Source organism: Desulfosporosinus sp. FKA, from assembly GCF_002196785.1.
Taxonomy (GTDB): Bacteria; Bacillota; Desulfitobacteriia; order Desulfitobacteriales; family Desulfitobacteriaceae; genus Desulfosporosinus; species Desulfosporosinus acididurans.
Window position 1 is genome coordinate 58,261 of sequence record NZ_NAHZ01000033.1, and the last position, 11,779, is coordinate 70,039.

Genomic DNA, 11,779 nt, shown 5'->3' on the forward strand with positions numbered 1-11,779 from the left:
AAAAGGCTCTTGAACTGGTTCAAGAGCCTTTCTCCTGCTGCAATAAAGTTTGAATTTTGGAAGGATCACCTAATAAGTTTTGAATAATTTCGAAATGTTGAAGGCTTTTTTCAACAAGATTTCGGAGTTCATCTCTTTTAATGATTAATGCTTGAATTTCTTCTTGCAATTTAAAAATCTCTTGTTTTTTTTCGATGAGGTCTGCCTCTATTTCTGTTTTCCTTTCTTCTGCAAGACGGTTCGCTTCGGCGATGATGGTGTCACTTTCATCACGTGCCGATTTACTCAAAGTTTCAGCCTTTTGATTGGCTTCTTCGCGAATCTGATTAGCTGCTCTCTGGGCACTCAGTAAAGCGTCTCTTAAGTCACTTTCCATCGTTTCATAGCTTTTAAGGCGATTTCCCCATTCTGTATTTTGCTCCCGCAGGTTATTAATTTGCAAACGAAGTTCTTTATTAGCGGCATTTGCTTCGGATAATTGATGATCTGTTTCGGCCCAGGCTTGATCGACAGCTTCCGGTTCATAGCCGCGGATTACACGTTTAAAGTCCGGCATTTCCAAATTTTGAAGCACCCCCTCTATTTAGATAGTGAACTAAAACATCTCTTCAAGAAAAAGTACAGCGGCATGGGTGTTCACCCAGTTATTTAAAGAAGAAGTTTTGATTTTGTGAATAATTTTTAGCGATTTTACAAATCATGAAACTGTTATATGGATTAAGTTCCAAAAAGGAGGGACCAAATATGCAACTCAATGAGATGGAAACGAAAAAACTTCTAGATCAAGGAATGCTGACTCGAAGTATTATTGAAAACGAAACAGCCATGAAAAAGTGCCTAATGTACCATGAAATGGCCAAAGATCCTGCTGTAAAAGGATTTTTTAAAGAGCAGGCCAAAGGTTTGGAAGACGTTATAGGATACTTTAAGAAGGGACTTAACGAAATTCAATAGAAAGGGGGAATTAGAATGAGCGACTTTACTGATTTAGATATGCTTTATGATTATGAAAAAGATGCCGCAAGTGCTGCCATGGGTTATATGACCTTAGCAACTCGGGCTCATCACGGCGATCTAAGAAATATCTACTTACGTTTAGCGAACGAAGCCACCAATGCACATAGTAAGGCGAGCAAATTAATTAATCAAAATGGTGGCATTGCTTAAACGAGCGTATGTAAAGAAAACTTGGCTGGCGCCAAGCCTCTGGCGCAGGCGGCAGGTTAGTTGCACTTATGCAAGAGGAAAGTATGCAACGAAGTTATACTTTCTGACAGTATAAAAAGGGCTGTAACAAAACTTACCAGTTTGTTACAGCCCAATTTTATTATGAATTAGAGAGTATTTCAAGAGTTTGTTTGTCATGTCACTTTAGGATTTCCACCAGCCGGGAGTCTTGTCCTTGACAAATTGCGTTAGCAAATTGATTGCAGCATCATTAATTATTAATAATTGATTCTCAAAACGAACAATTCCTTTTTGAGGGTAGTATTGCAGTGCATAATCCTCTTCTGAATGAAATTTAGAAGAAGAACGATGTAAGGTGAAAAACTCTACCGGCTGTTTCTTCAAATCCTTAGGAATCTGAGATACGGTAATGGGAGTGGCTTGTTGCAGTTCGTGTATAAAAACACTTATCTCCTTTTGGTTCGTGTAATAATAGGGATGATATGGATCGTTTGCATAAATCATACCAAGCATTGTGATTGCATGTGGGTGAAGCTCGCGATTAGACAGACCGAGTGTGGAAAAAGGGTCGAGCCAACTCTCTTCATAAAGAGGCGGCCCTAAGATAACTGCTGTGATTAAGATTAAAATACTTAAACTAACAGCTAATTTATGATCTTTAAATTTTGAAAGGCGCATTCGACAGGAGAAAACGAAACTGGAAAAGGAAAGCATCAAGAAACTCCTCCGCATGGTTGAAATTTAACCAGCTATTTGTCGAGAACGATAGAGGACTGTTTTTCGTCTAATACGTTGGATAGCATTGTCCAAAGATTTGGGATGAAGCCCCAGCTGTTCGGACAATTCTCGCTGCTTAAATCCTTGAAGAAAGTAATGTTCAAAGACAATTCGCTCAAGATTGGAGAGATCACGATTTATATCGTTAATAATTGAACGAGCTTCTTCGTTAGCAATAACGGTTGTGGCTGGGTCTTCGGCATTAGGCAGAAGGGAGATAAAACTCGTTTCCTCAGATTCAGAAATAGCGTTGTTGAGGGAATAAGCATTGTTCAGATTGACATGTTTATTACGAGTATATTTTCGAATACTATCAATTAATTTGCGCTTTATGACCATCCTTAAGAAATGAAGGAAAGGAATATTTAAATGGTCGTCATATGATAAAACCGCTCTGTATATCGCTATCCGTCCCTCTTGGATAAGATCATCATAATCTGCCCTGGGCAGAAAATATTTACAGGCAATAATTCGAACTTCCGGTTCGTAGTACTCAATGATTTGATTTAATGCTTCTTTATTTCCTGAGCGCGCTGCCTCAAGCATTGACGTTTCATCTATAATAGCGTTGTCTTTTAAAGACATGGCACTCAACTCCTTGTCAAAACTAGTCATGATGCTTCTTTTTGAGTTTAATTAAGAATGACATATTTGACAAGGAATTTTTAGTGGACAATCATCCATATCTTACTAAAGATAACTTTCCGGCGTTTTCCCATGCGGATGGCTCTTAGTTCTCCATCCTTCAGCGCGATAGTATTTGTTATGACTTGGCGCTTTCGGCGAAAGTGTCCACAGGACACTTTCGTCAACGAAGCCCCGATGTTCAGCTTTAGCTGAACCGGTTCACTTAAAAGACTTCAGAAGATTGGCAGTTTCTATGGCTGTCATCGCAGCATCAAAACCTTTGTTGCCGGCTTTTGTTCCTGCACGTTCAATAGCTTGTTCGATGCTGTCTGTTGACAAAACTCCAAAAATAACCGGAATTCCGCTTTGTAATCCGACTTGTGCAATTCCTTTGCTAACCTCGTTACTGACTAAATCAAAATGGGGAGTAGCCCCGCGAATAACTGCACCAAGGCAGATAACAGCATCGTATTGTTTAGAATTGGCCATTGTTTGGGCGACAAGTGGAATTTCAAAGGCTCCCGGAACCCAGGCTAATTCTATATTCTCTTCAAGAGCACCGTGACGTTTTAAAGCATCTAAAGCACCGCTGACCAGCTTGCTCGTAATAAATTCATTAAATCGAGCTGCCACAATTCCGACTTTCAATTCTTGAGCTAGCAGTTTTCCTTCGAAGGTTTTCATAATGTTATTAAACACCCTTTCTTTTTGAGCAGTTTTTAGAACCATAGATGTTAGTGAACGGCTGATAAATAATGGCCTAATTTCGTTTTCTTTGTACAGAGATATTTTAGATTTTCAGGTTTGGAAGGTATTTCAACAGGAACCCGTTCGGCGACCTTTAAACCGTATCCTTCAAGGCCAACTATTTTTCTTGGATTGTTCGTCATTAAACGGACCTTGGAAATGCCGAGATCTGCTAATATTTGGGCGCCCACTCCATAATCGCGTAAGTCTTCAGGGAATCCTAAAGCTAGATTTGCTTCAACGGTGTCTTTGCCCTCCTCTTGAAGCTTATAGGCCTTGAGCTTGTTAAGAAGACCAATCCCACGGCCTTCCTGTCTCATATAAAGCAAAACGCCGCGGCCTTCGCGTTCAATTTCTTCTAATGCCGCTGCAAGTTGATCACCGCAGTCGCAACGGCGGGAATGGAATACATCACCCGTAAGACATTCCGAATGTACTCTGACAAGAACAGGATTTCCGTCATCAACGTTCCCTTTAACGAGAGCTATATGTTCTTTTTGATCGATGACACTCAAGTAACCGACGGCACGAAAGTCACCAAAGTCTGTGGGGAGGTGGATAGTTTCTCCTCTTTCAATAAGTTTCTCGGATTGACGTCGATATGCGATAAGGTCTTTAAGAGTAACAATTTTTAGGTTGTGTTTCTCTACAAAAAGTTGTAAATCGGGGACTCGAGCCATCGTTCCATTTTCGTTCATGATCTCACAGATAACCCCTGCAGGCTTTAATCCGGCAAGACGAGCTAAATCTACAGCACCTTCGGTATGGCCTGCCCGTACCAGTACTCCGCCTTTCTGAGCTTGAAGGGGGAAGATGTGGCCGGGACGATGCAAATCCTCTGGGGTACTGGCGGGATTCATAAGAACTTTTACGGTATGAGCACGTTCAAAGGCGGAAATTCCCGTTGAACTATCCGAGGCGTCCACGCTGACTGTAAAAGCAGTTCCATGAGGGTCAGTATTATGAGTAACCATGGGTTCAAGCTTTAAGGCTTGAATACGCTCCTTTGTCATAGGAACACAAATCAGACCTCGTCCGAAGGTTGCCATGAAATTGATGGCTTCGGGAGTTGCTAACTCAGCGGCCATAACTAAGTCCCCTTCGTTTTCCCGATCTTCATCGTCGACCATGACGATCATTTTTCCTTGAAGGATATCTTCTATGGCTTCTTCAATGGTATTAAATTGCATGACGGTCAACTCCTTTTTAATTTTATCCATTATTCTTAGACTCTAAGCAAAACCATTTTCCGCTAAAAATGTCATACTAATATCTTCCTTGGAATCTGCAGCTCGGTTGAGCCCCATAAAACGGGCAACATATTTTCCTATCAGGTCAGTTTCTAAATTAACCCTTGAGCCGATCTGTTTTAAGCCTAAAGTGGTTTCTTGGAAAGTGTGAGGAATAAGAGAAACTGAAAAGTAATCATGTTCTACATCGACAACGGTAAGTGAAATTCCGTCAATAGCAATGGATCCTTTGGGCAAAACGAAGGAAAGAAGAGTGGAAGGGGCAGTGATTTCGAGAAGTTTGGCAATACCCCAGGGCGTTATCTTACGAATTGAACCAACGCCGTCAACATGCCCGCTCACTAGATGTCCTCCCAAGCGGGTTTGGAGTTGGAGGGCCCGCTCTAAATTTACCCGGCTGCCGCTCTTCAAATCGCCAAGATTCGTTTTCGCTAGAGTTTCAGCCATTACATCGACGGTAAATTCGTCACTGTTTTGCTGAATCACTGTCAGGCAGACCCCATTGACAGCAATGCTGTCTCCCAATTGGGTTCTCTCAAGGACTTTTTTTCCCTGCAGCGTTAGTTTTCCGGAGTCTGGTAAGAGGCGAAGATCACGTACTATACCAAGTTCTTCAACAATTCCGGTAAACACTTGTATCCTCCTTTAAAGGCCGTTACTGGATAATTTCATGTGGCCTAAAATATCCTGTTACATGAATATCTCTAAAATTCATATCTGCCTGGAGGTCATAGAGCTCTATGGCATCTTTCATCAATTGAATGTTCAAGCCTGAAAGGGGAGAAGGCCCATTTCCTCCTACTAATTTAGGAGCGATAAAACATTCTAATTTGTCGACACACTCGTTTTCAATAAGAGCACCTGCTAAACGACCGCCGCCTTCAAGTAAGACACTGATCCATCCTCGGCAAACAAGATCTTTAAGCATTTGCTTAAGAGGGACATAACGTGAAGTATCGTATTGCCAGATTTCAACGTTCTTAAGCTTTTGCAATCGACTGAGCTTATCGACCGGCGCTGCCTTTGTTGTAGCAATAATACAAGGACTTTCGGCGGAGGAGGTGAGAACCTGAGAGTTTTCAGCTAAACGGCATCGGCCGTCAACAACAAGCCGAATAGGATCTCGTCCGCCTGATAAGCGGCAGGTTAGTGCGGGGTTGTCATGAATGATTGTTTCACTGCCAACAAGAATAACATCGTATTGATTACGTAATTGATGGACGTATTGGCGAGAGAGCTCGCTGCTCACCCAGCGAGAATCTCCGGTTCCGGTGGCAATTTTTCCGTCTAGAGTTAAGGCTGTCTTGTATAGGACGAAAGGCATAGTTGTGGTTATTGCTTTGCAAAATGCTTCATTTAAGGATGCAGCCTCATGGTGCAATACTCCCACGTCAACTTGAATCCCGGCTTTACGTAATCGTTGAATTCCGCGGCCTGCAACGAGAGGATTGGGGTCTTGCATAGCTACAACAACACGTTTGACGCCTGCCTTAATTAGAGCGTCAGAGCAGGGCGGGGTTCGGCCGAAATGTGAGCAAGGTTCTAAAGTAACATAAGCTGTTGCATCCTTGGCTTGATCTTGAGCTTCTGACAAGGCATGGACTTCAGCATGAGGAGTTCCGGCTTTTTGATGGTAACCGCGCCCGATGATTTGATTATTTTTGACGAGAATACACCCGACCATTGGGTTTGGACTAGTTCTCCCCCAGGCCTGACCTGCCAGTTTAATGGCTTTAGACATAAAAGTTTCGTCCGTTGATTTTTGAAAAGTTTCCCGCTGCATATAATTCCTTTCTGAAACTTTTTTAAGATAGTTTCCCCCAAAAATCGTAAATACCATAAAGGAGCAAAGCCAATAATTAGGAAATAAAAATAGGAAATAAAAAAACACTCGCTATCCTCGAGTGTTGAGCTAAAAGTCATAGTAAAAAAGCGTATAAAAAGACGCATTTTAATCTATTCCTCTTCTCATCCAGACTTTACTGTCGGCTCCGGAATTAAACCGGATCTGCCAAAAAGGCTCGCGGGCTGTACCGCCGATAGGGAATTTCACCCAACCCCAGAGGATAGTTTATTATTAAATTTGATTATAGTGTACTCCAGGTCCAGCAATTTGGCAACCTATTATTTTCCGTGAAGGATCAAAAATTCATCGCGCAATAATCCCATAAGGACAGCATCATGATAAGTTCCCAGTACATAGCGTGCCTCTCGCTGGCGTCCTTCGATTTTAAAGCCAACTTTTTCGTAGGCTCTGATTGCCCGAAGGTTTTCGTCCCAAGTATCCAATGAAATCCTATGAAAGTTCCATTGAGTAAAGAGAAAGCGAACAAAGGTTATAATAGCATCTGTTCCGTAGCCTTTACCCCAATATGATTTATCACCAATAACAATAAACAGGGTTGCCGAACGACCTGGAACATTGACTTCTTTAAAACCAATGGTACCAATTATCAAGTTCTTCTCATTCAATATTGCGTACCGGTAAACGTCAGAAGGGCCGTCGAGATACTTTTCCATGATTTGATCTTTGGAATAAAGAGTATTTAGCGGCCAAGCTCCACTTGACCAATAATTAATTTCCTCATCGTTTAACCATTGGCAGATAATATCAATGTCATCCTCTTCAATAGGGCGAATCTTTATTTTATTTCCCTCTAACATGCTAGGCTCCTTCTCAGCGTTTTATCTTTAGATTATAGTGCATCTGATTTATAACCTATTGTAGCACCTAATCGAAACAATAAAAAATATTTAAGTGTTCATCTTTAGCTGAACGAGTTCACTATTGGACGAGATAGTAATAGACCAATTTCCTTTATTTCATAATAAAGGAAATTGGTGTTTACATAATTAACCATTAGGGATTAAAATAATTGCTAAAGATATGGATTATTTCTCTTCAAAAAATAAAAAGATCTCCAAAACTGGAGATCCTCTAATACTAGATGGTCGGGGCGACGGGATTCGAACCCACGGCCTCTTGGTCCCGAACCAAGCGCGCTACCAAACTGCGCTACGCCCCGCAATTCGTTTATCAGAACGAATACTATAATAACAAACCCCTTTGATCCTGTCAACATTATTTGTACAGAGTTAGAAATATTAATTGGTAAGGAGATAAAAAGGCAGTTCTGATGGGATAAACCAGGCATAAATCTTGAGGAGAGAAGAAACTTGAGAAAAACAGGAATTGTGATGGATTCAACAGGATATTTAACGAATGATATAGTGAAGCAATTCCAGATTACAATCGTTCCCCTTTCAGTGATCATCGGCACCGAGACTTTTTCGGAAACAGAATTATCGAATGAGCAATATTTCGAAAAGCTTAATCATATTAATAGTTTATCAACAACTTCCCAACCATCGGTTGGAGCTTTTCTTGAAGCCTATGAATCCTTGTTTTCACAAGGCGTAGAAAAAATAATTAGTCTTCATCTTTCGAGTGCCATAAGCGGAACTTTAAGATCTGCCCAAATGGCAATTGAGCTTGCTTCCAGCAAAAAAATATACCTTTTTGATTCTCAGTCTTCGGCCTTAGGGCTCGGAGTTTTGGCCTGGGCGGCAGCAGAATGGGCAGAGAATAGATTAGATGCTGCGGAAATTATGCATAACCTTAAGTCACTAAAAGAACAAACGGAGCTTTATTTTATTGTTAATACACTGGAGAATCTGCGGCGAGGCGGACGAATCGGGGGAGCAGCTGCCTTGATCGGTACTTTACTTCAAATCAAACCTATTCTCTATTTTAATCAACAGGGCCAGATCGATGTTTTTGATAAAGTTCGTTCCCGGTCAAGGGCTTGGCAGCGAGTTCTCGATGAATTAACGAGAGCGATGTTGAGCGGAAAACGCTTTCGAATATGTGTTATGCATGTCAATATTCCAAAAGAAGGGGAAGAGCTTATGGAGGAACTTAAATCGCGCTATCCTGAACATGAAGTAAGATTGTTTGAAGCAGGTGCTGTCATTGCAACTCATGTCGGAACAGGTGCCTTTGGCCTGGTATTTCATCCTTGGCCAATAGAATGAACTGGAATTTCCAGGAACTCCAACCAGTAAATAATGATCGCTATTACTCAAGAACATGCAAACTGAACTATATAATTAATTTCGCAAATAATAAAGTGTAGGCAGCTGTTAACAGAATTTTATACAATATACAGAATATTATAATAAATAACGATAATTTTCTCAATAAAAAAAGTAAAAATATTAAAATAAATTCAGAATGTTTGCAGGATTAACCAAAGAAAAAAAGAATATAACTATATACCCAAAGCTTGTTCCAGGAAATGGTTGCATATAGCAGCTAAAGGAGTGGTAGACAGATGAAAATCGCAATCTCCGGTAAAGGTGGAGTTGGGAAAACCACCTTTACTGCAAATTTTGCCCGTTGGTTAGTGGAAAAGGGTATTACCGTATTAGCAGTTGACGCAGACCCCGATGCAAGCTTGGGGACGGTATTGGGATTTCCCGATGAGGTACTGGCAAATTTAAAAGCTATTGTTGATATGAAGGAACTTATAGAAGAGCGTATGGGGGGGACTGGCGCCTTTTATCCGCTAAATCCTAATGTCGACGATATCTTAGATGATTACAGTGTCTCTCTTGGACAACTTCGCTTTTTTCGAATGGGGAATATAAAAGGCGGCGGAACTTCTTGCTATTGTAAGGAAAACAGTTTTCTGCAAGCTTTGGTCAATTCTCTTATTCTTGGAGAAAAAGATACAGTAATTCTTGATATGGGTGCAGGAATAGAACAATTAACACGAGGAACAGCCTTAGGTGTTGATGTTCTGGTAATTGTTACAGAACCTTCCAAGGTGAGTGTACAAACTGTTCATGTAATTCAACAACTTGCCAATGAGCTAGGTATTCCTCGTATCGTTGTCATAGGCAACAAAATTCGCAATGTGAACGATGAAAAGTTTCTTAGAGACCACTTTTCTACAGAGCAACTTATCGGCATCATCCCTTACAGCGACGAACTGTTGGAAATGTCCATCAATACAGGCAGTATTCCAATGCCTGAAGGGTCTCTGGGAGTTCAGCTCAATACAATTTATGAAAAAATTATCGATGAAGGGAGATGACAGGGGTTTTCATTAGCAGCAATAAGAGTATGAGAAGAGGATCTTATTAAAGAGGAGGTTGTAACATGCCTAGATATCGGGATTTAACCCATACTGCCCGGCCATCGGATGCACCAAGAGTTGTAGATCCGAAAAATCCTGTTCGTACGTCAGATCCAGGTGCCTTGCAAATGTTAAAAATGCTGGAAGGTAAAAACATCGAAACAGTTTTTGACCGCGTAGTAGCTCAACAACCGCAGTGCACATTTGGTTACAAAGGTGTATGCTGCCGAATTTGTATCGCTGGTCCTTGTAGGGTTAAAAAGGAAGACGGTCCTGGCAGCCGCGGAATTTGCGGGGCATCTGCCTATACCATTGTTTCTCGTAATCTTGTACGTCTGATTGCCGGAGGAGCAGCATCTCACTCGGAGCACGCACGTCATGTTCTTCATACCGCCCATGCTTTAGTAGAAGGTCACGCCCCGGATTATGAAATAAAATCAACAGCTAAACTGCATAAATTAGCTCAAAGGTTAGGAATTTCAACTCTTGACCGTGAAGATAAGGAAATTTTGAAAGATGTTGTTGAATTGGGATATGCAGATTTTGGCCGCTACCAAGATCGTCCTTTAGCTTTTCTCGATTCCTTCATGACCCAGGGGCGTCGTAATAAATTTCAGCATACCAATGTTATGCCCAAAGCAATTGATGGTACCGTTACTGAATTAATTGCACAAACGGCAATGGGTGTTGATAACGACCCGGTAAATATTATTTTCGGCGGAATTAAAACTGCTCTGGCTGATTTAGCCGGAGAATATGTGGGAACTACTCTCAGCGATGTTTTGTTTGGAATTCCCGAACCTATTGTTTCTGAAGCGAATCTCGGGGTAATCGATCCTAAAATGGTGAATATTGCAGTTCACGGCCATAATCCAGTCCTCAGTGAGATGGTCGTAGCAGCAGCTCGAAAAATGAAAGCAGAAGCACAAAAAGTTGGTGCTGAAGGAATTAACGTTGTCGGGATTTGCTGTACAGGAAATGAATTGCTCATGAGAGAAGGAGTCTATTTAGCAACTTCTTCCGCCTCGCAAGAAATGGCTATTATGACCGGTGCCTTAGACGCCATGGTGGTTGATATCCAATGTATTTATCCGTCAGTCCAAACAGCTGCGGAATGTTTCCATACTAAAATTATTACCACAGAAGGTATTATGAAAACTCCAGGGGCTCAACATCTTGCCTTTAAACCAGAAACAGCAATGGAAGATGCTCAAAAACTTGTAACCATCGCTATTGAAGCTTATAAACAGCGAGATCCAAATAAGATTTCCATTCCTAATGAACGACATAAACTGGTTGCCGGTTTCAGCATTGAAGCTCTCACAGATATTTTCTCAAAAGTATGTCCCGAACGACCGATCTCTGTTCTCACCGATGCAATTCTGAGCGGACAAATTAAGGGAGTTGCCTTAATGGCCGGATGTAACAACTTGAAGCGATCACAGGACGAGTCTCACGTTGCAATTTTAAAAGAGCTTGTGAAAAATGATGTTTTTGTCATTGCAACAGGTTGTTCGGCTGGAGCCTTCGCGAAGTTCGGTCTAATGTCACCCCTGGCAGTAGAAGCCTATGCAGGAGAAGGACTTAAATCTTTCCTGAAAATGCTGGAAAATGCCAATCCTCAGCTGACGACTGGCTTGCCTTTAGTTTTCCACGTAGGTTCGTGTGTAGACAATAGCAGAGCTTCAGATTTAGCGGTTGCCATGGCCGATGAACTCGGAGTTGATATACCAAAAGTGCCCTTTGTGGCCTCAGCTCCAGAAGCTATGCATGAAAAAGCGGTTGCTATTGGGACATGGTGTGTCACCTTAGGATTGCCGACACATGTAGGAAGTTTGCCGCCTGTTGAAGGAAGCGATCTGGTCTACGGTATTACCACTCAAATTGCTCATGATGTTTTCGGAGGAAACTTTATTTTTGAAGTGGATCCGCTTATTGGTGCCCAAAAACTTCTTAATGCTTTGGAGTATCGGACGTGGAAGCTTAATATCCATAAGAAAACTGCAGAGAAAAATGAGACCCCAATAGCTCAAGGCTGGTAAGAAAGGA

At 41.5% G+C, this 11,779-nt stretch carries 13 protein-coding genes, 1 tRNA gene and 1 riboswitch; of the genes, 5 read left to right on the forward strand and 9 right to left on the reverse strand.

Annotated elements, in window-relative coordinates:
* Positions 1–19: 19 nt before the first annotated feature.
* Positions 20–556, reverse strand: coding sequence for a DivIVA domain-containing protein (locus B5771_RS19590; protein WP_242966923.1), 537 nt, complete (start codon positions 554–556; stop codon positions 20–22).
* A 188-nt stretch (positions 557–744) separates the two neighbouring features.
* Here B5771_RS19590 and B5771_RS19595 point away from each other — a divergent pair, with 188 nt between their 5' ends.
* Complete coding sequence (locus B5771_RS19595) at positions 745–954, forward strand: hypothetical protein (RefSeq protein WP_047808153.1); 210 nt, start codon at positions 745–747, stop codon at positions 952–954.
* A 15-nt stretch (positions 955–969) separates the two neighbouring features.
* Complete coding sequence (locus tag B5771_RS19600; protein ID WP_047808152.1) at positions 970–1,167, forward strand: spore coat protein; 198 nt, start codon at positions 970–972, stop codon at positions 1,165–1,167.
* A 204-nt stretch (positions 1,168–1,371) separates the two neighbouring features.
* Here the strand turns inward: B5771_RS19600 and B5771_RS19605 are convergent, their stop codons facing one another.
* From B5771_RS19605 to B5771_RS19640, 8 genes are all read right to left on the reverse strand, one after another.
* Positions 1,372–1,902, reverse strand: a complete 531-nt coding sequence (locus tag B5771_RS19605; protein WP_088189056.1) for a hypothetical protein — start codon at positions 1,900–1,902, stop codon at positions 1,372–1,374.
* Between the two features lie 27 nt (positions 1,903–1,929).
* Positions 1,930–2,550: a sigma-70 family RNA polymerase sigma factor gene (locus tag B5771_RS19610; protein WP_047808150.1), complete on the reverse strand. Its 621-nt coding sequence runs from the start codon at positions 2,548–2,550 to the stop codon at positions 1,930–1,932.
* Positions 2,551–2,811: 261 nt separating this feature from the next.
* A complete protein-coding gene (ribE, locus tag B5771_RS19615; RefSeq protein ID WP_047808149.1) occupies positions 2,812–3,276 on the reverse strand; it encodes a 6,7-dimethyl-8-ribityllumazine synthase in 465 nt (154 codons plus the stop codon).
* A gap of 50 nt (positions 3,277–3,326) precedes the next feature.
* Entirely contained in the window at positions 3,327–4,529 is a 1,203-nt protein-coding gene (locus B5771_RS19620; protein ID WP_088189057.1) for a bifunctional 3,4-dihydroxy-2-butanone-4-phosphate synthase/GTP cyclohydrolase II, read from the reverse strand.
* Between the two features lie 42 nt (positions 4,530–4,571).
* Positions 4,572–5,222, reverse strand: coding sequence for a riboflavin synthase (locus tag B5771_RS19625; RefSeq protein WP_088189058.1), 651 nt, complete (start codon positions 5,220–5,222; stop codon positions 4,572–4,574).
* Positions 5,223–5,244: 22 nt separating this feature from the next.
* Positions 5,245–6,372, reverse strand: coding sequence for a bifunctional diaminohydroxyphosphoribosylaminopyrimidine deaminase/5-amino-6-(5-phosphoribosylamino)uracil reductase RibD (ribD, locus tag B5771_RS19630; RefSeq protein ID WP_088189303.1), 1,128 nt, complete (start codon positions 6,370–6,372; stop codon positions 5,245–5,247).
* 173 nt (positions 6,373–6,545) lie between these two features.
* A riboswitch (FMN riboswitch) is annotated at positions 6,546–6,660 on the reverse strand.
* A 53-nt stretch (positions 6,661–6,713) separates the two neighbouring features.
* Positions 6,714–7,253, reverse strand: a complete 540-nt coding sequence (locus B5771_RS19635) for a GNAT family protein (RefSeq protein ID WP_088189059.1) — start codon at positions 7,251–7,253, stop codon at positions 6,714–6,716.
* A 285-nt stretch (positions 7,254–7,538) separates the two neighbouring features.
* Positions 7,539–7,615, reverse strand: a tRNA-Pro gene (locus B5771_RS19640).
* A gap of 151 nt (positions 7,616–7,766) precedes the next feature.
* Between B5771_RS19640 and B5771_RS19645 the strand changes: the two genes are divergently transcribed.
* The 3 genes from B5771_RS19645 (at position 7,767) to cooS (ending at position 11,772) form a co-directional block, all read left to right on the forward strand.
* Positions 7,767–8,624 carry a DegV family protein gene (locus B5771_RS19645; RefSeq protein WP_088189060.1) on the forward strand — a complete coding sequence of 286 codons (858 nt, stop codon included), beginning with the start codon at positions 7,767–7,769 and terminating at the stop codon, positions 8,622–8,624.
* 299 nt (positions 8,625–8,923) lie between these two features.
* Positions 8,924–9,688, forward strand: coding sequence for a P-loop NTPase (locus B5771_RS19650; protein ID WP_047808142.1), 765 nt, complete (start codon positions 8,924–8,926; stop codon positions 9,686–9,688).
* Between the two features lie 65 nt (positions 9,689–9,753).
* Positions 9,754–11,772 (forward strand): anaerobic carbon-monoxide dehydrogenase catalytic subunit, encoded by a 2,019-nt coding sequence (cooS, locus tag B5771_RS19655; protein ID WP_088189061.1) that lies wholly within the window; start codon positions 9,754–9,756, stop codon positions 11,770–11,772.
* Positions 11,773–11,779 lie beyond the last annotated feature (7 nt).